This is a genomic window from Pseudomonas sp. MWU12-2345 (assembly GCF_023242385.1).
In the GTDB taxonomy this organism is placed as follows: domain Bacteria; phylum Pseudomonadota; class Gammaproteobacteria; order Pseudomonadales; family Pseudomonadaceae; genus Aquipseudomonas; species Aquipseudomonas gingeri_D.
On sequence record NZ_JALLJA010000002.1, the window covers coordinates 352,178 to 374,962 of the forward strand.

Consider the following 22,785-nt stretch of genomic DNA (forward strand, 5'->3'; position numbering starts at 1 on the left):
TCGCGATGAACGTAAGGGCACCGCGAGAGAACCGGTGCCCCGCGTTATCGTTAACGACCATCGCGAGCAAGCTTGCTCCTACAGGTTCGGCGTTGATCCCACAGGCGGCCTCGTTTCATGAGGTTTGCGGCACCTCCCGGTGCTGCCCCGAGCACCAGCCGCTGCCTTGCAGCGGCTTTTGTATTTTCTGAAATAACGAAGTGGAGAGCCGCATGGTTCCCGTAATCGCCCTGGTGGGCCGACCGAACGTCGGTAAATCCACCCTGTTCAACCGCCTGACCAGGACTCGCGACGCCATTGTCGGCGACTTGTCCGGTCTGACCCGTGATCGCCAATACGGTGAGGCTAAGTGGCAAGGGCGCACCTATATCCTGATCGACACCGGCGGTATTTCCGGCGACGAGCATGGCATGGACGAAAAAATGGCCGAGCAGTCGCTGCTGGCCATTGAAGAAGCCGATGTCGTGCTGTTCCTGGTGGATGCCAAAGCCGGCTTCACCGCCGCTGACCAGATGATCGGCGAGCACCTGCGCAAACGTAACAAGCGTTCCTACGTGGTGGCGAACAAGGTCGATAACATCGACCCGGATATGGCCCGCGCCGAATTCAGCCCGATGGGCCTGGGCGATGCGATCCCGATCGCCGGTGCCCACGGTCGCGGCATCACCCAGATGCTGGAAATCGCCCTGAGCGACTTCCCGAAAGACGACGAAGACGAGCCGGAAGACGGCGAGATCGAAGACGTTGCCGAAGGTGAAGAAGCCAAGCGTATTCCCGGCCCGAGCGAAAAAGATGGCATCAAGATCGCCATCATCGGTCGTCCGAACGTCGGCAAGTCGACCCTGGTCAACCGCATGCTCGGTGAAGACCGGGTGATCGTCTATGACGAGCCGGGCACCACCCGCGACAGTATCTACATCCCGTTCGAGCGTAACGACGAGAAGTACACGCTGATCGACACCGCCGGTGTGCGTAAGCGCGGCAAGATCCACGAGGAAGTCGAAAAGTTCTCCGTGGTGAAAACCTTGCAGGCGATCAAGGACGCCAACGTCGTGATCTTCGTCATGGACGCCCGCGAAGGGGTAGTCGACCACGACCTCAACCTGCTCGGGTTTGCCCTGGAGTCGGGTCGCGCGCTGGTGATCGCCCTGAACAAATGGGACGGCATGACCCCTGGCGAACGTGATTTCGTCAAGATCGAGCTGGAGCGCCGGTTGTTCTTCGTCGACTTCGCCGACATCCACTTTATCTCGGCCTTGCACGGCACCGGCGTGGGTAACCTGTACCAGTCGGTACAGAACTCCTTCAAGTCGGCGGTAACCCGCTGGCCGACCAGCCGCCTGACCCAGATCCTCGAAGATGCGGTGACCGAGCACGCGCCTCCGATGGTCAACAGCCGTCGGATCAAGCTGCGCTACGCGCACTTGGGCGGGGCCAACCCGCCGCTGATCGTGATCCACGGTAACCAGGTGGAGAAGGTGCCGAAGTCCTATGTCCGCTACCTGGAAAACACCTATCGCCGTGTACTGAAGTTGGTGGGGACGCCGATCCGCATCGAATTCAAGGGCGGCGAGAACCCGTACGAAGGCAAGAAGACCGCGCTGACTGACCGTCAGGTCAACAAGAAGCGCCGGATGATGTCGCACCACAAGCAGGCCGATAAAAAGCGTCGCGACAAGAAACGCTGATACAGGTCAGGAAAACGGGCGCCTCGGCGCCCTTTTTCATGCCTGGCGTTTACGTTATCCTCGAACGCTCCCGTGCCCCGTAGAGCCGGATGTTCAGCAGGGAAAACGCCCCCATGATCAGCAGTAAGTTGCCGAATGTCGGCACCACCATCTTTACCCGTATGTCTGCGCTTGCGGTGGAAACCGGTGCGCTCAACCTGTCCCAGGGCTTCCCGGATTTCGAGGGCCCGCAGGCCCTGCGTGATGCGGTTTGCCGGCATGTGAACAACGGCCATAACCAGTACGCGCCCATGACCGGGCTGCCGGCCCTGCGCCAGCAGGTGGCGACGAAAATCGCCCGCAGCTACGGCGTGCACGTGAACGTCGATGCCGAGATCACCATCACCCCCGGCGCGACCCAGGCGATCTTCTGTGCTATCCAGGCGGTGATCCACCCCGGCGACGAGGTGATCGTTTTCGACCCTTGCTACGACAGTTATGAACCTTCGGTGGAGTTGGCCGGTGGGCGTTGCGTGCATGTGCAGCTCGGGTTGGAAGACTTCTCCATCGATTGGCAGAAGCTCACCGACGCGCTGAGCCCGCGCACCCGCATGATCATCCTCAACAGCCCGCACAATCCCAGCGGTGCGCTGATCAGTCATGGCGAACTGGACCAACTGGCAAAACTGATCGCCGACCGCGACATCTATCTGGTCAGCGACGAAGTCTACGAACACCTGGTGTTCGACGGCGTGCCCCATGCAAGTGTCTTGGCCCATGAGGCGCTGTATCAGCGTGCGTTCGTGGTCAGCTCGTTCGGCAAGACCTACCACGTCACCGGCTGGAAAACTGGCTATGTGGTGGCGCCGCCGGCCCTCACCGCCGAACTGCGCAAAGTGCACCAGTACGTCAGCTTCTGCGGCGTGACGCCATTGCAGTATGCACTGGCCGACTTTATGGCGATGCGTCCGGAGCATGTCGAGGAACTGCCGGCGTTCTATCAGGAGAAGCGCGATCTGTTCTGCGACCTGCTGGGCGAGTCGCGATTCAGCTTCAAACGGGCGGCGGGGACCTATTTCCAGCTGGTCGACTACTCGCAGATCCGCCCGGACCTGAACGACGTCGACATGGCCGTGTGGATGACCCGCGAACATGGCGTGGCAAGCATTCCGGTGTCGGTCTTCTACCAGAACCCGCCGGAAGGACAGCGCCTGGTGCGCCTGTGTTTTGCCAAGCGCGAGGAGACGCTGCGTGAAGCAGCGGCAAAACTATGCGTGATCTGAGTGCGTTGCCGGACCTGAAGGTCGCGTTGGTGCAGACCACCCTGGCCTGGCATGACCGTCAGGCCAACCTGGAGCACTTCGACGTGCTGCTGGAGCAGGCCGCGGGGGCTGATCTGGTGATCCTGCCGGAGATGTTCACCACCGGTTTTTCCATGGAGTCGCAGACCCTGGCCGAAGCCGAAAACGGCCCGACCAGTGTCTGGCTGCGCGGGCAGGCGAAAAAGCTCGATGCGGTGATCACCGGCAGCGTGATCGTCCGCGCCGCCGATGGCAGTCACCGCAATCGTCTGTTGTGGGCGCGGCCGGATGGCGAGGTGTTGCACTACGACAAGCGCCACCTGTTCCGCATGGCCGGCGAGCATAACCACTACACCCCGGGCGAGCGCCAGATGCAGTTCGAGCTCAAGGGCTGGCGAGTGCGTCCGCTGATCTGCTACGACCTGCGTTTTCCGGTGTGGAGCCGCGATGCCCAGGACACCGACCTGCTGCTGTACACCGCCAACTGGCCGGGCGCGCGGCGCTTGCACTGGAACCGATTGTTGCCGGCGCGGGCAATTGAAAACCTGTGTTATGTGGCGGCGGTGAATCGGGTCGGCACCGATGGCAAGGGTTTCGCCTATACCGGCGACAGCCAGGTGCTGGATTTCCAGGGCGAGTCGTTGCTGGGGGCAGGGGAGGCCGACGGTGTGTTCCAGGTCACCTTGAGTGCGGCGGAACTGGCGGCCTATCGGACGCGGTTTCCGGCTTACCTGGATGCCGACAGCTTTGAGTTGAATCAGTAACACCGCGTTATCGTTCATCGCCAGCAAGCCGGCTCCCACAAGGGATTTGTGGCGCACGCAAATCTGCGGTTTGGCATGCTCTCCTGTGGGAGCCGGCTTGCTGGCGATGGCGTACTCAGACGCACAAAAAGGCCCCGGGGGTTCACACCGCCGGGGCCTTTTTATTTCTGCCGACGCTTACGCCGCCTTGCTGGTATCCAGCTGGCTCAGCGAGCGGTTCAGCGCGCTGAACAGTGCCTTGAAGCTGGCGGTGGTGATGTTTTCATCGATCCCCACGCCGTGCACCGCACGTTCACCGTTCACCCGCAGCTCGATATAGGCCGCAGCCTTGGCATTGGTCCCGGCACCGATGGCGTGCTCGTTGTAGTCCATGATTTCCACCGGTATCGGCAGGCCGGCCACCAGTGCTTCCAGGGCGCCGTTGCCCTTGCCGCGCCAGTGCAGATTGGTCTCGCCCTGGCCTTTGCCGGACACTTCCACTTCCACGGCGCTGTTGCCGTTTTCTTCCTGCAGGCGATGGCTGACCAGCGCATAGGGGGTGTTGGCTTGCAGGTACTCGCTGTGCAGCAGGGCATGAATCTGCTGCGCGGTCATTTCCAGGCCGAGGCGGTCGGTTTCACGCTGTACCACCTGGCTGAACTCGATCTGCATGCGACGCGGCAGGCTGATGCCGTATTCCTGCTCCAGCAGGTAGGCGATACCGCCCTTGCCCGACTGGCTGTTGACGCGGATCACTGCCTCGTAGCTGCGGCCGATATCGGCCGGGTCGATCGGCAGGTACGGCACTTCCCACAGGGCGTCGGCTTGCTGCTGGGCGAAGCCCTTGCGGATCGCATCCTGGTGGGAGCCGGAGAAGGCGGTATGGACCAGGTCGCCGACATAGGGGTGACGTGGGTGCACCGGGATCTGGTTGCACTCCTCGACCACCTTGCGCACGCCGTCGATATCGGAGAAGTCCAGCTGCGGGTCGAGACCCTGGGTGTACATGTTCAGGGCCACGGTGACCAGGTCGACGTTACCGGTACGCTCGCCGTTGCCGAACAGGCAGCCTTCGACACGGTCGGCGCCGGCCATCAGGCCCAGTTCGGTGGCGGCCACGCCGGTGCCACGGTCGTTGTGGGTGTGCAGGCTGATGATCACGCTGTCACGACGGTTGATATGGCGACCGAACCACTCGATCTGGTCGGCATAGATGTTCGGGGTGGCGCACTCGACCGTGGCGGGCAGGTTGAGGATCACCTTGTGCTCGGGCGTCGGGTTCCAGACTTCGATGACCGCGTCGCAGACTTCCTTGGCGAACTCAAGCTCAGTGGCGCTGAAGGTTTCCGGGGAGTACTCGAACTGCCACTGGGTGTCCGGCTGCTGGGCGGCGTATTTGACGAACAGCTTGGCGGCGTTGACCGCGATGGCCTTGATCCCGTCCTTGTCCTGGTTGAAGACAATGCGGCGGAAGGACGGCGAGGTGGCGTTGTACAGGTGAACGATGGCTTTCTTCGCCCCGCGCAGGGATTCGAAGGTGCGCTCGATCAAGTCTTCACGGCCCTGGGTCAGCACCTGGATGGTGGTGTCCTCGGGGATGTGGTTGTCTTCGATCAGGGTGCGGACGAAGTCGAAGTCGGTTTGCGAAGCGGCGGGGAACGAGGCTTCGATTTCCTTCACGCCGACGCTGACCAGGGTTTTCCAGAAGCGCAGTTTTTTCACCGCGTCCATCGGCTCGATCAGCGACTGGTTACCGTCGCGCAGGTCGGAGCTGCACCAGATCGGCGCGCTGGTGATGGTTTTCGACGGCCAGGTGCGATCAGGGAGATCGATGGTCGGAAACGCGCGGTACTTCGAAGACGGGTCTTTGAGCATGCTCATGGGGAAATTCCTTGGGGTCAGGGCCGAAAAAAGGCGGCCAGCCGGTAATGCGTTATCAGGGAGAAAACCGCGGACGAGGTCGTTCGATTCAGCCTGGCAGTCGTGCGCTGACGAGGCAGAGGCTGCGATGTTGACGTCGCTGGATGAGGGTGTGAGAAGTTTTCATGTTTCAACCCTAACCATTGGGGTGAAAGATGGCAAGCCTGTGGGAAAAATTGAGAGAAATACTCGGAAAATCGGCTTTTCCGAGATTTTATTCTGCTTGATCGACTGAAAATCTAGAACAATTGCGCACTATTTTGGACCTGCGCAATCTTTGCCGCTGGGATGGTTGGCTGCAACATCGGTCGCCCAGACTGAACGAGGTCCTTGTAGGAGCGAGCTTGCTCGCGATGGACGTCAACGATAACGCGGGGGCACCTGATACCCAGTGGTGCCTGGACTACCATCGCGAGCAAGCTCGCTCCTACAGGGGGGGGCGGTGGTGTTCCGGGGATCAGGGTTGGAACGCGCCGATAAAGATCGCCGGATCGACCCGCGCGTCATTCAGGCTGACGTTCCAGTGCATATGGGGGCCGGTCGCCCGCCCTGTGGAGCCGACCTTGCCCACCACCGCACCACGGGCCAGTGACTGGCCCACCTGCACGTCGATCTTCGACATATGGCAGAACATGCTGATAAAGCCCTGGCCGTGGTCGACGAACACCGTATTGCCATTGAAGAAGTAATTGCCGATCAGAATCACCTTGCCCGCTGCCGGGGTCTTGATCGGCGTACCTGCTGGCACCGCGAAGTCCAGCCCGGCGTGTGGGTTGCGCTCCTCGCCGTTGAAGAACCGACGCACGCCGAAGCGGCTCGACAGTGGCCCGTTGACCGGCTTGTCCAACAGCAGGTTGCTCGGCGTACCGGGGCTGAAGCTGCGATAGGCCCGAATCTGCACCGCCAGTTCTTCATCGATGCGCTTGAGGTCGGCCGGATTCGGGTTGACCTGGCGGGTGTTTTTCAAGGTGATGTGCTGTTCCGGGTATTTCTTGCTAGTAACGTTGAAACTCAGGTTGCGCCCCGCCGAGTTGATTTGCTGGCTGCCGGGTTTCACGCTGAGGGGAATACCGACAATCGCCAACCAACTATTCTGTTCCTTGACCACCAGCACCGGCTTGCCCTGGTAACTGGCCTTGGGCGCCTGGGCGTTTGCTCCGAGATCGACCACGGCCACGCCGCCGGGCACCGGCTTGTTCAGCAGGCGGGTGAGATAGCTGTCGGCGTGGGCGTTGAAGGCGAGGCCCAGCAACAGCAGGGCACCAAGAAAACGGGGCATGCTCGGATCCCTTGAAAATCAGTCCAGTAAAGAAAGGGTGACGGGCGTCAGATGATTGTCCTCGACCCGTACCTGCAATTCCCCTTCACCGAGTTTCGCCTTCAGGCGTTGGCCGGTGTGGGTCTGCTCGGCACTGCGGATCGCCTGGCCGCGTTCGTCCAGCAGGATACTGTAGCCACGGCCCAAGGTGGCCAGGGGACTTACTACATGAAGTGTCTGCATCTGGCTTTGCAGTTGCAGGCGCCGGGCTTTCAGGCCCTCGCGCATGGCCCGGGGCAGGCGTTCGGAGAGACTGTCCAGACGTTGACGCAGAAGCGCCAGTTGCCGCCCCGGATGTTGCCCGGCGAGGCGGGTTTCCAGGCGGATCAGTTTTTCCCGGCGGGTATTGAGCTGGCGCTCGAACGCCCGGCGCATGCGCATGTCCAGGTCATCCAGGCGTTGGGCCTGTTGGCGCAGACGTTCACCGGGGTGGCGCAGGCGTCGGGCCAGGCCGTCGAGGCGCAGGCGGTCGTGCATCAGGCGGTCGCGGATACGCATCACCAGGCGCCGGTGCAGGCTCTCGACCCGGCGTTGCAGGTCGCTGGAGTCCGGGGCCAGCAGTTCTGCGGCGGCGGAGGGAGTGGGGGCGCGGACGTCGGCGACAAAATCGCTGATGGACACATCGGTTTCATGGCCGATGGCGCTGACGATGGGCGTGATACAGGCGTCCACCGCCCGGGCCACGGCTTCTTCGTTGAAGCACCAGAGGTCTTCCAGCGAGCCGCCGCCACGGGCCAGGATCAGCGCATCGAAGCCCTTGGCATCGGCCAGCTTCAGCGCCCGGACGATTTGCGTGATGGCTTCGCGGCCCTGCACGGCGGTGGGGATCAGCGTCAGTTCGACCTGCGGAGCTCGGCGGCGAAAGACACTGATAATGTCGCGGATCACCGCACCGGTGGGCGAACTGATAATGCCGATGCGTTGCGGATGGGCGGGCAACGGGACCTTGCGCTCGGCGCTGAACAGGCCTTCGGCGCTGAGTTTTTCCTTCAGGGCATCGAAGGCCAGGCGCAGGGCGCCATCGCCGGCCGGCTCCACGGTGTCGAGGATCAGTTGGTAGTCGCCACGGCCTTCGAACAGCGAGACCTTGCCCCGGACCTTGACCGCCAAACCGTCCTTCAGCGCCTGGCGCACCCGGGCGGCGTTCTGCCGGAACAGTGCGCAACGCACCTGGGCGCCGCTGTCCTTGAGGGTGAAATAGATATGGCCGGACGCCGGGCGGGCGAGGTTGGAGATTTCGCCTTCGACCCAGATATTGCTGAACACGTCTTCGAGCAGCACCCGGGCGCGGCCGTTGAGCTGGCTGACAGTGAGGACTTCGTGGTCGAGGCCCAGGCGTGAAAAGGGATCTTTAATCATGGGGGGCATGATAAAGGCATTCGACCGGCAATCTCTACGTTATGTCGTCGAACGCAGATTTTGTCTCCTGCCCGAATCTAATGTGGGAGCAGAGCTTGCTCGCGAAGGCGGCCGCGAGGGCGCTAAAAGCTTCGCGGGCAAGCTCCGCTCCCACACAAGCCCTGCTCCTATGAGTTTCGCGGTGTTTTCAAGGGCGTCGCAGATCTTCGCTGAACCGCTCGACAAACTGCGCCACCAGCGGCGTCGGCTCCTGGCGGCAGGCCAAGGCCAGGGTGCTCTGACAATCCGGGTCCTTGAGGGGCAGGAAATGGATATTCGTCGGTGCGATGTCCTGCATCGACTCGGGCAGCAGCGCGATACCGAACCCAGCCTGGATCAACTGCAATTGAGTGGTCTTGCGCGACACCACCCGCGCCGCCCGGGGAAAGAAACCCTGGCGCATGCACAGCTCGGCCGAGAGATAACTCAAGCCACCCCGCTGCGGATGCGGAATGGAAATAAAGGCTTCGTCCTTCAGCACCGCCAGGTCGATGCCCTCGGTCGAGCCCGCCAACGGATGATTCGGCGGCACCGCCAGCAGCAGGCGCTCGCTGAACAGCGGCAGGATCTGCACACCCTCGCGCTGGCGCAGTACCGGCAGGCGCAGCAGGCCGATATCCAGTCGCCCCTCGGCCAGTTCTTCGAGTTGGGCTTCTGAGGACAGCTTGACGATATCCATCGACGCCCCCGGACTCTGCTCCAGAAAATGACTGATCGCCCGTAGCAATCGACCGCTCATCGGCACCGTGCTGGAATGACTCAGACGCAAGGTTCCCAGTTGTCCTTTGCCCACCTGGGTCGCCAACTCGCTGGCCTTGTTCAGTTCGCTCAACAGATTTCTTGCCCGCGGATAAAACGCCTCGCCTGCCGCGGTCAGTCTTGGCTGGCGCGCCGTACGTTCGAACAAGGGCGTCTGCAAATGATTTTCCAGTTCCTTGATCTGCCGGCTCAAGGCCGACTGCGCGATAAACAGGCGTTCGGCGGCGGCGCTGAAACTGCCGGATTCGGCGATTTCAACGAAGTAGCGCAGTTGGCGGGTGGAAATCAAGAGTCATGCCTTTTCGAGATGGGTGACGGGCTTTGAATATATTAGTCGCAAGGCTCGCCACTGGCTAAAGTCAATCGAACCCATTGTGGAAGTGTTCTTCATGAGTCTTGTTGCCCTATTGAACCAGTGGCCGTTCAGTGCCACCGATTGGCTGGTGGTGGAGCTGGGCGTGGCCTTGGCCTATATCGTTTTCGGCGTGGCCGGTTTTGGCACGGCGCTGGTGGCGGGGCCGATCCTGATCCTGTTTATGCCGCTGTCGAAAATCGTGCCCTTGCTGGTGCTGCTGGATTTCGTCGCGGCCTTTGGCAATCTGCTGCCGTCGCGCAAGGATGTCGCCAAACCCGAGTTGCTGCGGTTGTTGCCGTGCATGGCGGTGGGCTGCACCCTGGGGGTGATCTTCCTGTTGAATCTCAAGTCCGACATCCTGTTGCTGCTGATGGGCTTGTTTATCAGCGCCTATGCGGTCTACAGCCTGTCGGTCAAGGCGCGACCGAGCCAACTGGCGGCGGGTTGGGCGGTGCCCATGGGCACGGTGGGCGGAATGTTCGGCGCGCTGTTTGGCAGCGGCGGCTTTCTTTATGCGATCTACCTCAACAGCCGCTTGCCCAAGGACGCGGCCCGCGCCACCCAAAGTGCGCTGATCAGTTGCAGCACGGTGGTGCGTCTGTCGCTATTCGTGATCGCCGGGGTCTATGCCGAGCTACCCTTATTGATGTTGGCGGTCTGTTTGCTGCCGGCAATGGCGCTGGGTCTCTGGATCGGCAGGCGTTTGACCCGCCGGCTATCGCGTGAGGCCTTCGTGCGCCTGGTGACCTGGTTGGTGCTGGCCAGTGGAATTGCCCTGATCACCCGTTACTTCAGCACTTGACCTCGGGGTTTCAGGGATTAAGCTGCCGGGTCGCAAACGCTCCAGGCCGTCCCCATGAATTCGCAAAGCATCATCGTCCCGAAGATTTCCACCTTGCCGGTCCATGAACCCCGGGCCCGGGCCGTCGTGCGCTGGCTGGTGCGCAAGAACATCATCGAGGAGCAACTGAGCACCTGCGGTCGCACCGGCAACCGCATGGCCCATGCCATAGCCCCGGGCGCCGCCAGCGTGGTCCTGCACCCCGACGCGCTGCCGTTCAATGAGCCGATCAACGGTCTGGAGATCGTCACCAAGCGCTGCATCTATACCCCGGCCAAGGGCTTTCTCGAAGAGGCGGGCTGCGCCGAGTGCCGCAAGGAAGTCGGCGAGGCGTTGTTCGACAGCCTCGAAGAGTGGATGCCGGGGCGCACCGAGAACTTCATCTGCCCGCTGTGCGGCCATGAAGACGATATCAACGGTTTCCTGTTCCTGCAGGAATGCGCCTTTTCCAACCTCGGATTTATCTTCAATAACTGGGCTGAAGCCGGCTTCAAGCAGAGCTTTCTCGACGAGTTCGCCGACTGGCTGGATCAGCCCGTCGCCTGGGTAAAAGTGGAGCTTTAAATAAGCCAAGGTTTACATTGAGCCCAAGGGTCCATCTGAGTATAATGGCGCGCTTCCATTTTCCCGCTCGGGAGCCCCCGCGATGCTGCGTATCAGCCAAGAAGCTCTGACCTTCGACGACATTCTCCTAGTGCCCGGTTATTCCGAGGTACTCCCTAACGAAGTCAGTCTCAAGACCCGCCTTACCCGTGGCATCGAGCTGAATATTCCGCTGGTTTCCGCCGCCATGGATACCGTGACCGAAGCCCGTCTGGCCATTGCCATGGCCCAGGAAGGCGGTATCGGTATCATCCACAAGAACATGACCATCGAGCAGCAAGCTGCCGAAGTGCGCAAGGTCAAGAAGTTCGAAGCCGGTGTGGTCAAGGACCCGATCACCATCGAGGCCGATGCTACGGTGCGTGAACTGCTCGAACTGACCCGCATGCACAACATCTCCGGCGTGCCGGTGCTGCATGACGGCGACCTGGTCGGTATCGTCACTTCCCGTGACGTGCGTTTCGAAACCCGCATGGATGTCCCGGTTCGCGAAGTGATGACGCCCAAAGAGCGTCTGGTCACCGTCCGCGAAGGCGCCAACAAGAACGAAGTCCGCGAGTTGCTGCACAAGCACCGTCTGGAAAAAGTCCTGATCGTCGACGACAAGTTCGCCCTCAAGGGCATGATGACCGTCAAGGACATCGAAAAATCCAAGGCCTACCCGCTGGCCAGCAAGGACGACCAGGGTCGTCTGCGTGTCGGCGCCGCAGTCGGCACCGGTAAAGACACCGCCGATCGTGTTGCCGCACTGGTTCATGCCGGTGTCGACGTAGTGGTGGTCGACACCGCCCACGGTCACTCCAAAGGCGTGATCGACCGTGTTCGCTGGGTCAAGCAGAACTTCCCTGAAGTCCAGGTGATCGGCGGCAACATCGCCACCGGCGCCGCCGCCAAGGCCCTCGCCGAAGCGGGCGCGGATGCGGTCAAGGTCGGTATCGGCCCGGGCTCTATCTGCACCACCCGTATCGTCGCCGGTGTCGGTGTACCGCAAATCAGTGCCATCGCCAACGTCGCCGCCGCCCTTGAAGGCACCGGCGTACCCTTGATCGCCGACGGCGGCATCCGTTTCTCCGGTGACCTGTCCAAGGCCATCGTTGCCGGTGCTTCCTGCGTGATGATGGGTTCGATGTTCGCCGGTACCGAAGAGGCGCCGGGCGAAATCGAACTGTTCCAGGGCCGTTCCTACAAGGCTTATCGCGGCATGGGTTCGCTGGGTGCGATGTCGCAGTCCCAGGGTTCTTCCGACCGCTACTTCCAGGACTCCTCCGCGGGTGCCGAGAAGCTGGTACCGGAAGGCATCGAAGGGCGCGTCCCCTACAAGGGCAGCCTGAGCGCCATCGTCCATCAACTGATGGGCGGCCTGCGCTCCTCGATGGGCTACACCGGTAGCGCCGATATCGAAGAAATGCGCACCAAGCCTGAATTCGTGCGTATCACCGGCGCCGGCATGGCCGAATCTCACGTTCACGACGTGCAGATCACCAAGGAAGCTCCAAACTATCGCGTAGGTTGATAGTGATCGCCTCCTGGCCGAGGTCAGGAGGCGATTGACGAATTTGAACCGGGGCTGTTGATGACAGCCCCGTGTTGTTTCTGATTTCACTGACGAGAATGACTCATGGCCCTCGACATTCACGCCCACCGCATCCTGATCCTCGACTTCGGTTCCCAGTACACCCAGCTGATTGCCCGCCGCGTGCGTGAAATCGGCGTGTACTGCGAACTGCATCCGTTCGACATGGACGACGAAGCGATTCGCGAATTCGCTCCCAAAGGCGTCATCCTCGCCGGCGGTCCCGAGTCCGTGCACGAAGCCAACAGCCCTCGCTGCCCGCAAGCCGTGTTTGACCTGGGCGTTCCGGTCTTCGGTATCTGCTACGGCATGCAGACCATGGCCGAGCAGTTGGGCGGCAAGGTCGAAGGTTCCGAGCTGCGTGAATTCGGTTATGCCCGCGTTGATGTGGTCGGCAAGAGCCTCCTGCTCGAGGGTATCGAAGACCACGTCGACGCCGACGGCCTGTTCGGCCTCGACGTCTGGATGAGCCACGGCGACAAGGTCACCCGGATGCCGGAAGACTTCCACATCCTGGCCAGCACTCCGAGCTGCCCGATTGCCGGCATGTTCAACGACGACCTGCGTTACTACGGCGTGCAGTTCCACCCGGAAGTGACCCACACCAAGCAGGGCGGTCGCATCCTGTCGCGCTTCATCCTCGATATCTGCGGCTGCGAAGCACTGTGGACGCCATCGAAAATCGCTGAAGACGCCATCGCCAGCGTTCGTGCCCAGGTCGGCACCGACAACGTCCTGCTGGGCCTGTCCGGCGGTGTTGACTCCTCGGTGGTTGCGGCGCTGCTGCACAAGGCCATCGGCGACCAGCTGACCTGCGTCTTCGTCGACAACGGCCTGCTGCGCCTGCACGAAGGCGAGCAAGTGATGGCCATGTTCGCCGAGAACATGGGCGTCAAGGTGATCCGTGCCAACGCCGAAGAGCAGTTCCTGAACAACCTGGCCGGCGAGTCGGACCCGGAGAAGAAGCGCAAGATCATCGGTCGTACCTTTATCGACGTGTTTGATGCCCAGTCCAACAAACTGGACAACATCAAGTACCTGGCCCAGGGCACCATCTACCCGGACGTGATCGAGTCGGCTGGCGCGAAAAGCGGCAAGGCCCATGTGATCAAGTCCCACCACAACGTCGGTGGCCTGCCGGAAGAGATGAACCTCAAGCTGGTCGAGCCGCTGCGCGAGCTGTTCAAGGACGAGGTCCGTCGCCTTGGTCTGGAGCTCGGCCTGCCGTACGACATGGTCTACCGTCACCCGTTCCCGGGCCCGGGCCTGGGCGTGCGGATTCTCGGTGAAGTGAAGAAGGAATACGCCGACCTGCTGCGTCGCGCCGACCATATCTTTATCGAAGAACTGCGCAAGGCTGACTGGTACCACAAGGTCAGCCAGGCGTTCGTGGTGTTCCAGCCGGTGAAATCGGTGGGTGTGGTCGGTGATGGTCGTCGTTACGCCTGGGTCGTGGCCCTGCGTGCGGTGGAAACCATCGACTTCATGACCGCCCGTTGGGCGCACCTGCCTTACGAGCTGCTGGAAACCGTCAGCGGCCGGATCATCAACGAGATCGAAGGCATCTCCCGTGTCACCTACGACGTGTCGAGCAAGCCGCCGGCGACGATTGAGTGGGAATGATGAACTGATTCCTTGTTTCTGAGGGATGCAAAGGGGCGCTTCGGCGCCCTTTTCTTTGCCGGGAAATCCAGACTGACGCAACTATTAGGGGATTCCTAATAGTTCGTCAGAGGGATGCTTGCCAGGGGCGTGCCAGCGCTGACGGCGTCATAAGGCTTTGGCCTGCTAATCTCTTCTGCTCTGTTCTATTTATTGAAGAGCCCCATGGCAGCGATTCGATTTCCATATCGTCAACTCGGGTTGATTTCTCTCGTCATTTTCCTCTCCGCTTGTGCGACACATCCAGAGATTCCGGCACCCACCGCACCGGCTCCGTACACCCGTCAACTTGACGAAGCAGATGGCATCACCGCTCCGCCACAAAAAGCCTGGCAATGGGACAGCAATCGCTGGTTCACGGCGGAGTTGGACCACCGTTGCATCGGCCCGATAAGATTTGTCGACGAGAGAAACGGCATTGATACCTATGTTGGTCGCTCGCAAGTGCCCAGGATTACTTTCTCCAGCGACGATCCAGACGTGGTACTGGCGATAGTGGCTGGTGGTTATGAGCAACTGGTTTTTTCGACTGATGGCGGCAGGCACTTCGTCCAGGAAGTGAGAGGATTTCCACAGGGGCAGATCACCCAATTCGTCATGGTCAGGAAGGGCCATGTCTACGTGGGAATGGAACTGCTCGGTCAGCATCCAGACGGATACTTCAAATGGCGCCATCCAGGATTTCGCCCGCCTTGGCAGACGGCGCCGCCAGCCGTGGAAGAGCATCAACTTGTCATTCTCGAAGCCCCGCTCGACAAAGTAAAAAACCGTATCGGCTGGTATAGCGTAGTGGCGCCCAAAGATTATCAATTTCGTAGCGAGTACGCGGACCAGGCGCAGCTAGATATCAAGCGCATCGACACTATCGAGTCCTTGGGCTTGCCGCACACGGCAGACGCCGCGCCATCGGATGCGTGTGAAAGGACACTGAAGCTGCCACCCTGGTCATCGATGATGGATAAAGAAGAGCTACTCCAGTTTTACGACTGGTATGCGACCATGAAAGCAACGCATCCTGGATGGGCGGATGCGCAAACCGATAAATTCATAGCCTGGCATCGCAACTGGCATCGCGCCGTGCTGATTCCAGGTGCCGAAACGCCTCGTCGGTGATGTGAGCGACCTCCAATGTTGCTGAGCAAGCGCTGAGTAGCAAAATGATCGCCCACATCAAGCCCTTTCAACGACCGCTTGTATAAGCCCCGCGCGCCCCTCGCGCAAATTGCGCGTGAGATTGTTGCTCATCGTGCCGAAATCCGAACCCATCACGACATGCAGTCCAAGCGCTGGCGATGCGGGTGACTGCATCTGGACCTTCTTCCGTTCTGCAAACCAGGCCGCGCCGGCTTCTGTGCAGTCGATCCAGGAGGTGATCCGGAAACCTTGTTCGATCAAGACACTGCGCATTTCGTCTGCCATGACGAGGAAACTCATCTGTGGACCGGATGCCCAGGGCACCGGGTAGTGCAAGGGCGCATCGGACGCTGCCACGACATCGTAAATAGCCAGGCGGCCACCGGGCCGCAACACCCGAAACGCCTCGGCATACAGTGTGTTGCGGTCGGCAATGTTCATGGCGACGTGCTGGGTCCAGGCCACGTCGAAAGTACCCGTAGCGAATGGCAGGGCGAGGGCGTCCCCTTGTTGATAGGTGACTTTGTCCGCCAGGGAGCATCGCTGCGCGAGAAAGGTTGCCGCATCGACAAACGACCGGCTGAGGTCTATGCCCTGCACTGAGCAGCCATAGGTGGCCGCGAGATAACGCGACGGCCCGCCGAGGCCCGAGCCAATATCGAGAACCTGCATTGTGCTGTCGATCTCAAGCGCACTCGCCAGTTCTACCGTGGCTGCCAGGCCACGGGAGTGAAATTGATCCAGCGAAGCAAGATCCTCGCAAGAGAGTGGTTTCTTGTCGAGCCCATCGGCTTTCAGCGCAATCTGCAGGCGTTCGATCAAGCTCGCCTGCCCGTAATGCTGTGTGATCTCTGTTGTTTCGGCCATCTTCCAATTCCTCCTGATGCCATCTCTTCGGGCTGACTCGCCCCTGAGTGAGAAGCGCCTGCCATGGTGGCCGGTGACGGGGCGGCCGGCTACCGGACGCGCCCCGTGGTTTTCGAAAAATTCGGCGCCGCCTGCGCTTAGCGGCCCTGCAGCAACAAGCCGAGCGGGGCGAGTGGACCGACGTGCATCAACTCATACTCGGCAAAGCCGCCTGCCGTCAGTGGCAGCGATTCCACCGCCGCTTTGGCCTCTTCGAGGGTTTCGACGTTCATGAGGAAAATCACCCCGGGCTTGTCCTGGCGGAACCAGAATTGTTCGATCTTGCCGTCGAGATAGAGCTTGAGCGTAGCCGGTACTTCACTGGGCATGATCTGTTGGCGCTGTTCCGGGGTGAGTGGCTGGTTGATCGAGGCGATGGCTAGGACTTTCATGTGACTCTCCTGATTGAGGTTTATTGCGTTGCGCAATGGAGAGCACAGTAGTCCTCGCCGACCGAAAACCTTATCATCACAAATGACAACTTTATGGTCATTTACGCCATGCGAATTTCAGTGCTCGCTCTTGATGGATTATTCGATACCGGGCTGGCGGTGACGCTCGATTCGCTCCGGGCGGCGAATGGGCTCGCATCCCTCCTGGCTGGCGGAGCACCACGTTTCGAGGTCTCAACCGTCGGTGTGAACAAAAGGGTGCGTTCCGGCCAGGGCTTCACGATTCCCGTACAGGCCATCACGTCGGACCTGAAGCCGGATTGGGTAATCGTGCCGGCACTGAATACGATCACTCCGGATCGGCTGATCCCCGCCCTTGATCGGGCCGATGTGAAACGGGCCATGGCGCAACTGCGCACCTGGCACGGCGAAGGCGTACGGATTGCTGCTGCCTGTATCGGTACCTTCCTGCTGGCGGAGGCCGGTCTGCTCGATGATCGGCAGGCGACGACGACCTGGTCGCTGGCGCCGCTGTTTCGGCAACGTTATCCGCGGGTGCTGCTCGACGAGTCGCGTATGCTCGTGCCCACGGACATCGGTGTGACCGCTGGCGCCGCAATGGGCCATCTCGACCTGGTCCTCTGGTTGATCCGCTCGGCGAGCCCGGAATTGTCGGCCCTGGTTTCGCGCTACCTGCTGGCCGATATTCGTTCCCTCCAGGCGCCCTACATCATCCCCAACCATCTGGCCCAGGCCGATCCGTTGATCCAGCTGTTCGAACGCTGGGCCCGCGATCATCTGAGGGCCGGATTTTCGTTGCAGGAAGCGGCGAGTGCGCTGGCGGTCAGCACGCGGACGTTGCAGCGCCGTTGCCAGGAAGTGCTGGGCAAGTCACCGCTGGCCTATTTTCAGGATCTGCGGGTCGAACGCGCGCAATCGCTGCTGCATGGCAGTGGGCTCGACATTGAAGCGATTGCCACCGAAGTCGGTTACGAAGACGGAGCCACGCTACGTACGCTCTTGCGCCGACGACTCGGGCGCGGCGTGCGTGAGCTGCGTGCTGATTTGCGCTGACGGCCCGTATACGAAACAGCGTTCATCCAGCCCTCGCAACACCTCGTAAATACCTCGCTGAGCCTCGACGCCATCCCTCCCTACACTCAAGAAACCGGCACTGAATTGAAGTGCCGGGAGTGTCATTTTTTGTCGATAAATGGATTTGGTTGTCAGTTGACAACCATTGCGCATGGCGCAAGACTGGAGGCTATGGATGGCTAGAACAAGACACCCGATCAAGGAGATCGAGAACGTACTGCGTCATGCAGAGGCATTGGGTTGGCGAATCACAGTGGGTGGTTCGCATGCCTGGGGCCGGATGTACTGCCCGCTCAATAGTGAGTTGTGTCGATGCGGCGAGTTTTGCATGACGAGCGTGTATAGCACTCCACGTAACGTATACAAGCATGTCCGTAAATTGCGGCTGGTTGTTGATAACTGTGATCTGAACCGCGCCAGTGATGACCCTCTGATTGAAACGTTTAAGGAGTAGAAGCATGGAGGAGTATGAGTTCACTTTGAGATACCAGCTCTCAGAGCAAAACCGCGATCATGATGTGTTAATCGAGCTTTTGCTGGAGAACGGTTGCGATGATTCGCTGATCGGCTCCGGAATCCCCGGAAGGCTGGCGCTGATGTTCTCTCGGGATGCCGACAGCGCCGCTCAGGCACTGCTCAGTGCTTTGCAAGACGTCAAGCGCGCTATCCCCGATGCTCGACTTATCGAGGTCGTGCCGGATCTGGTCGGCCTTTCGGATATCGCCGATATCGTCGGCGTTTCGCGGCAGAATATGCGCAAGCTCATGCTCAGTCATGGCGCGTCATTTCCGTTGGCGGTCCACGAAGGCAGCGCTTCGGTCTGGCACCTGGCGGAAGTCTTGGGCTGGCTCGAAGGCCGCGGCTATGACCTTCAGCCCTTGATGATTGAAACCGCGCAGGCGGCCCAGGATATCAACCTCACGAAAGCTACCAGCAAGCTCGGCTCGGTGAACCCCGAGTGGCTGGCGCTGGTGCTATGAATCGCCCGACATCAACGGCTCAGCGCCTTGCCACATCCGAAAAGTAGAACTTGTCCAGGGTGTGCCGCGACTCGGTGTATTCGAACTGCCGGCCATCGTGCAAAAACGTCTGGTTCTTCACCACGATCACATGGCTGGCCCCATCCAGGTCCAGGTGTAGCACATCGTCCCGGCTGCAACGGGCCGCCTCGATGGTGCGCTGGGCGAAGCTGATGCTTAGTTGCAGGGTTTTCTCGATATAGGCATAGATCGACTGTTCGGCGATCTCCCGGGTCAGGCCGGGGATCAGGTCGGCGACGAAATAGTTGATGTCGAGGATGATCCGCTTGCCGTCGATCCGCCGCACCCGCTTGATGCGAATCACCGAACTGCCCGGCTCGGCGTCCAGGCGCTCCTGAAGCGGGCCTTCAAGGGGGATCTCGCTGAACTCCACCACTTCGGTGCCAATATTGCTGCCAAGACTGGAGTGGGCCTCCTGGAAACTGACGATGCCGCCCAATTGAAACTCGATCGGGCTGCGTGACAGCACGAAGGTGCCCTTGCCATGGATCTTCTGGGCGAAACCGCGTTCCTGCAGTTGCTCGATGGCCTTGCGCACGGTGCCGCGGCTGGCCTGGTAGCTGTCCATCAGTTCGGTTTCCGACGGCAGTCGGGCGCCTTTTTCCAATTGCTCTGTGGTAATGCTGGCAAGCAGATCACTGTAGATCTGGTTGTATTTACTCATGCTGGTCGCTCTGGATCGAAAGTACTCGCCAACAGGGTAGCCGACGCTATGTGCTGTGATCCTGAACCTTAAGGGCAGGCCGAAACTTTGTCCATTTGTCGGATCTTTTACCGATAAACCCATAGCTCGTCTGTACGAGTTGTTGCTTTAACTCGTACAGACGAGTATTTTTCATTCCTGTGTGCTGCCAACACCCTCCAATAACAAGAAACAGTGGAAGAAAAGCATGAGCCACGACTATCCGAATATCGCCCGCGAGCTGCTGCAAGGCCTCGGTGGCGCTGAAAACCTCGAGCAGGCCGCTCACTGTGTCACCCGTCTGCGTCTGGCCCTCAAGGACCCGAGCCTGGTCGACAAGGCCGCGTTGTCCAATATCGACCTGGTGAAAGGCACCTTTTTCACCGGCGGCTTGTTCCAGATCGTCATCGGTCCGGGGGAAGTGGAGCGGGTCTACGCCGCCCTGCGGGAAATCACCGGGCTGGCCGCCTCGACCATCGCCGACGTCAAGCAGAAGAGCGCCGACAAGATCAACGCGGTACAGCGTCTGGTGCGGGTGTTCTCCGATGTGTTCATGCCGATCCTGCCGGCGCTGATCATTGCCGGCCTGCTGATGGGGGTGAACAACCTCATGGGCGCCAAGGGCATGTTCATCGACGGCAAGACCCTGCTGGAGGCCTACCCGTCCCTGGATGGCGTGTGGAGCCTGATCAATCTGATGGCCAACACCTCCTTCGTGTTCCTCCCGGCCCTGGTCGGCTGGTCGGCGGCCAAGCGGTTTGGCGGCAGTGAAATCCTCGGCATCGTGCTCGGCCTGATGCTGGTGCACCCCGACCTGCTCAATGCCTGGAACTACGGCAAGGCGGTTGCCGGCCTGGACGGCCAGAGCCTGCCGTACTTCAACATCTTCGGCTGGTTCCGGATCGAGAAGGTTGGCTACCAAGGGCAGATCCTGCCGATCCTGATGGCTGCCTATGTCATGAGCGTCATCGAGAAATGGCTGCGGGCGCGGGTGCCGAATGCCATTCAACTGCTGGTGGTGCCTATTACCACCATCGTCGTGACCGGCGTGCTGGCGCTGGCGGTCATCGGTCCGGTGACCCGTCACCTGGGCATCCTGATCACCGAAGGCGTGGTCATGCTGTTCGATGTGGCCCCGGTGCTCGGCGGCGCGATCTTCGGCCTGCTCTACGCGCCACTGGTGATCACCGGCATGCACCACATGTTCCTCGCGGTGGACCTGCAACTGATCGCCACCCAGGGTGGCACCTTCATCTGGCCGATGATCGTCATGTCCAACCTGGCCCAGGGCAGCGCGGCACTGGCGGTGTTCTATATGAGCCGCAATGCACGGGACCGCAGCATGGCGTCGACCTCGGCGATTTCCGCCTACTTCGGTATCACGGAGCCGGCGATGTTCGGCGTCAACCTGCGCTACAAGTTTCCGTTCTATGCCGCGCTGATCGGTTCGGCGCTGGGCAGCATCTTCCTCTCGCTGAACAAGGTCCAGGCCTCGGCCATCGGCGTGGGTGGCCTGCCGGGCTTTATCTCGATCATTCCGCAATACATCCCGATGTTTATCGTCGGCATGGTCATCGCCATGGTCGTGCCGTTCGTGCTGACCTGCGGGTTGAGCCTGAAAATCGTCCGGCCCGGCTACCGCGTCGCCTGATCCGGCAGCGTCAGCGCGAGGGTGCTCGCGCTGACGCCGCAAAACACCACACAGCTACCACTGGCACTACCAAGGAATCCCCATGCAAGACTGGCAGCGTTCGGTGATCTACCAGATCTACCCGAAAAGTTTCTACAGCCACTCAGGCCAGGCCACCGGCGATCTGCTGGGGGTGGTCGACAAGCTCGACTACCTCAAGTGGCTGGGCGTCGATTGCCTGTGGATCACGCCGTTCCTGCGTTCGCCGCAACGTGACAACGGCTACGACATCAGCGACTACTACGCCATCGACCCGAGCTATGGGACCATGGCCGACTGCGACCTGCTGATCGCCGAAGCCGACAAGCGTGGCATCACGCTGATGCTCGATATCGTGGTCAACCACACCTCCATCGAGCACGAATGGTTCCGCCAGGCCCGCAGCAGCCTCGACAACCCGTACCGGGACTTCTACATCTGGCGCGACCAGCCGAACAACTGGGAGTCGAAGTTCGGCGGCAATGCCTGGGAGTATGAGGCCCAGACCGGCCAGTACTACCTGCACCTGTTCGACCACACCCAGGCCGACCTGAACTGGGACAATCCCCAGGTGCGCCAGGAAGTGTTCAAGATGATGCGCTTCTGGCGCGACAAGGGTGTCGGTGGTTTCCGCCTGGATGTGATCAACCTGATCTCCAAGCCCGCCGACTTTCCCGAGGACGCCAGCGACGGCCGCCGTTTCTACACCGACGGTCCGAACGTGCACGACTACCTGCAGGAAATGCATCGCGAAGTCTTCGAAGGCCATGACCTGATCAATGTCGGCGAAATGTCCTCCACCAGCCTTGCGCACTGCATCCGCTATTCGCATCCGCAGTCCCGCGAGCTGTCGATGACCTTCAATTTCCATCACCTGAAGGTCGATTATCCGAACATGGAGAAATGGGTTCGCGCCGATTTCGATTTCCTCGAACTCAAGCGCATCCTCTCCGACTGGCAGACCGGCATGCAGGCCGGTGGTGGCTGGAATGCGTTGTTCTGGTGTAACCACGACCAGCCGCGGGTGGTCTCGCGCTTCGGTCATGACGGTGAATACCGGGACGTGTCGGCGAAGATGCTCGCCACCGCATTGCATTTTCTCCAGGGCACGCCGTACATCTATCAAGGCGAAGAGCTGGGCATGACCAATCCGGGCTTCGAGTCCATCGAGCAGTACCGCGATGTCGAGACCCTGAACATCTACCGGCTCAAGCGCGAGGCCGGCGAGTCCGAAGCCCGGAGCATGGCGGCGATCATGCAGAAATCCCGCGACAACAGTCGCACGCCGATGCAATGGAATGCGCAGCCGAATGCCGGTTTCAGCACGGCCCAACCCTGGATCGATGTGCCGCCGAATGCGGCCTGGATCAACGTCGACAAACAGTTCGACGATAGCGGCTCGGTGCTGCATCACTACCGCGCCCTGGTCGGTTTGCGGCGCAGCGAAGCGCTGATGGTGGACGGCGTCTACCGCCAGTTGTTGCCCGATCATCCACGGGTCTGGGCCTATGTGCGGGAAGGGCAGGGCGAGCGATTGCTGGTGGTGAACAACTTCTATGCCGAGCCTTGCGAAGTGGCGTTGCCCGAAGGCGTTTTCATCGACGGCCAGAGCCAGCGTCTGGTGATCGGCAACTACATCGACGACGTGCCGCGTAGCCGATATCTGTCGCTGAAACCTTACGAATCTTTTGTATTGCACCTGTCAGAAAAGTAAGACGTTTCATTCA

20 protein-coding genes are annotated in these 22,785 nt (G+C 60.6%); 13 read left to right on the forward strand and 7 right to left on the reverse strand.

Annotated features, from left to right (window positions below; translation table 11 throughout):
* The first annotated feature begins 212 nt into the window (after positions 1-212).
* The 3 genes from der (at position 213) to M5C71_RS07970 (ending at position 3,732) form a co-directional block, all read left to right on the forward strand.
* Positions 213-1,688 carry a ribosome biogenesis GTPase Der gene (gene der, locus M5C71_RS07960; RefSeq protein WP_103498536.1) on the forward strand — a complete coding sequence of 492 codons (1,476 nt, stop codon included), beginning with the start codon at positions 213-215 and terminating at the stop codon, positions 1,686-1,688.
* Between the two features lie 113 nt (positions 1,689-1,801).
* Positions 1,802-2,950, forward strand: coding sequence for a pyridoxal phosphate-dependent aminotransferase (locus M5C71_RS07965; RefSeq protein WP_248767590.1), 1,149 nt, complete (start codon positions 1,802-1,804; stop codon positions 2,948-2,950).
* A complete protein-coding gene (locus M5C71_RS07970) occupies positions 2,938-3,732 on the forward strand; it encodes an amidohydrolase (protein WP_248767591.1) in 795 nt (264 codons plus the stop codon). Before M5C71_RS07965 ends, M5C71_RS07970 begins: the two co-directional genes overlap by 13 nt.
* A gap of 177 nt (positions 3,733-3,909) precedes the next feature.
* Here the strand turns inward: M5C71_RS07970 and leuA are convergent, their stop codons facing one another.
* The 4 genes from leuA to M5C71_RS07990 form a co-directional block, all read right to left on the reverse strand.
* The gene (leuA, locus tag M5C71_RS07975) at positions 3,910-5,592 is read right to left on the reverse strand and encodes a 2-isopropylmalate synthase (protein ID WP_103498533.1); all 1,683 of its coding nucleotides are present in this window, start codon (positions 5,590-5,592) and stop codon (positions 3,910-3,912) included.
* 496 nt (positions 5,593-6,088) lie between these two features.
* The gene (locus M5C71_RS07980) at positions 6,089-6,910 is read right to left on the reverse strand and encodes a peptidoglycan DD-metalloendopeptidase family protein (RefSeq protein WP_177099571.1); all 822 of its coding nucleotides are present in this window, start codon (positions 6,908-6,910) and stop codon (positions 6,089-6,091) included.
* A gap of 18 nt (positions 6,911-6,928) precedes the next feature.
* Complete coding sequence (xseA, locus tag M5C71_RS07985; RefSeq protein ID WP_248767592.1) at positions 6,929-8,308, reverse strand: exodeoxyribonuclease VII large subunit; 1,380 nt, start codon at positions 8,306-8,308, stop codon at positions 6,929-6,931.
* A 187-nt stretch (positions 8,309-8,495) separates the two neighbouring features.
* A complete protein-coding gene (locus M5C71_RS07990) occupies positions 8,496-9,395 on the reverse strand; it encodes a LysR substrate-binding domain-containing protein (RefSeq protein ID WP_248767593.1) in 900 nt (299 codons plus the stop codon).
* Between the two features lie 100 nt (positions 9,396-9,495).
* Between M5C71_RS07990 and M5C71_RS07995 the strand changes: the two genes are divergently transcribed.
* The 5 genes from M5C71_RS07995 (at position 9,496) to M5C71_RS08015 (ending at position 15,253) form a co-directional block, all read left to right on the forward strand.
* Positions 9,496-10,263 carry a sulfite exporter TauE/SafE family protein gene (locus M5C71_RS07995; RefSeq protein WP_248767594.1) on the forward strand — a complete coding sequence of 256 codons (768 nt, stop codon included), beginning with the start codon at positions 9,496-9,498 and terminating at the stop codon, positions 10,261-10,263.
* A gap of 54 nt (positions 10,264-10,317) precedes the next feature.
* Positions 10,318-10,866, forward strand: a complete 549-nt coding sequence (locus tag M5C71_RS08000) for a sugar ABC transporter ATPase (RefSeq protein WP_103498528.1) — start codon at positions 10,318-10,320, stop codon at positions 10,864-10,866.
* Between the two features lie 82 nt (positions 10,867-10,948).
* A complete protein-coding gene (gene guaB, locus M5C71_RS08005; protein ID WP_103498527.1) occupies positions 10,949-12,418 on the forward strand; it encodes an IMP dehydrogenase in 1,470 nt (489 codons plus the stop codon).
* Between the two features lie 105 nt (positions 12,419-12,523).
* Positions 12,524-14,101: a glutamine-hydrolyzing GMP synthase gene (guaA, locus tag M5C71_RS08010; RefSeq protein WP_248767595.1), complete on the forward strand. Its 1,578-nt coding sequence runs from the start codon at positions 12,524-12,526 to the stop codon at positions 14,099-14,101.
* Between the two features lie 204 nt (positions 14,102-14,305).
* Complete coding sequence (locus M5C71_RS08015; protein WP_248746307.1) at positions 14,306-15,253, forward strand: hypothetical protein; 948 nt, start codon at positions 14,306-14,308, stop codon at positions 15,251-15,253.
* Between the two features lie 57 nt (positions 15,254-15,310).
* Here M5C71_RS08015 and M5C71_RS08020 read toward each other — a convergent pair whose 3' ends face one another.
* Both M5C71_RS08020 and M5C71_RS08025 read right to left on the reverse strand, forming a co-directional pair.
* On the reverse strand, positions 15,311-16,141 hold the full coding sequence (locus tag M5C71_RS08020; protein WP_248746306.1) for a class I SAM-dependent methyltransferase: 831 nt from the start codon (positions 16,139-16,141) through the stop codon (positions 15,311-15,313).
* 137 nt (positions 16,142-16,278) lie between these two features.
* Positions 16,279-16,572, reverse strand: a complete 294-nt coding sequence (locus M5C71_RS08025) for a hypothetical protein (protein WP_248746305.1) — start codon at positions 16,570-16,572, stop codon at positions 16,279-16,281.
* 108 nt (positions 16,573-16,680) lie between these two features.
* Here M5C71_RS08025 and M5C71_RS08030 point away from each other — a divergent pair, with 108 nt between their 5' ends.
* The 3 genes from M5C71_RS08030 to M5C71_RS08040 all read left to right on the forward strand — a co-directional run bounded on the left by M5C71_RS08030 (position 16,681) and on the right by M5C71_RS08040 (position 18,647).
* Positions 16,681-17,646 (forward strand): helix-turn-helix domain-containing protein, encoded by a 966-nt coding sequence (locus tag M5C71_RS08030; protein ID WP_248767614.1) that lies wholly within the window; start codon positions 16,681-16,683, stop codon positions 17,644-17,646.
* A gap of 196 nt (positions 17,647-17,842) precedes the next feature.
* A complete protein-coding gene (locus M5C71_RS08035; protein WP_248746303.1) occupies positions 17,843-18,121 on the forward strand; it encodes a hypothetical protein in 279 nt (92 codons plus the stop codon).
* A 4-nt stretch (positions 18,122-18,125) separates the two neighbouring features.
* Positions 18,126-18,647 (forward strand): DNA-binding protein, encoded by a 522-nt coding sequence (locus tag M5C71_RS08040; protein WP_248746302.1) that lies wholly within the window; start codon positions 18,126-18,128, stop codon positions 18,645-18,647.
* Positions 18,648-18,666: 19 nt separating this feature from the next.
* On the opposite strand, the gene treR is transcribed toward M5C71_RS08040, so the two are convergent.
* Positions 18,667-19,371: a trehalose operon repressor gene (treR, locus tag M5C71_RS08045; RefSeq protein WP_248767596.1), complete on the reverse strand. Its 705-nt coding sequence runs from the start codon at positions 19,369-19,371 to the stop codon at positions 18,667-18,669.
* Between the two features lie 226 nt (positions 19,372-19,597).
* Between treR and treP the strand changes: the two genes are divergently transcribed.
* Both treP and treC read left to right on the forward strand, forming a co-directional pair.
* On the forward strand, positions 19,598-21,040 hold the full coding sequence (gene treP, locus M5C71_RS08050) for a PTS system trehalose-specific EIIBC component (RefSeq protein WP_152740953.1): 1,443 nt from the start codon (positions 19,598-19,600) through the stop codon (positions 21,038-21,040).
* 82 nt (positions 21,041-21,122) lie between these two features.
* A complete protein-coding gene (treC, locus tag M5C71_RS08055) occupies positions 21,123-22,772 on the forward strand; it encodes an alpha,alpha-phosphotrehalase (protein WP_248767597.1) in 1,650 nt (549 codons plus the stop codon).
* Positions 22,773-22,785: the final 13 nt, after the last annotated feature.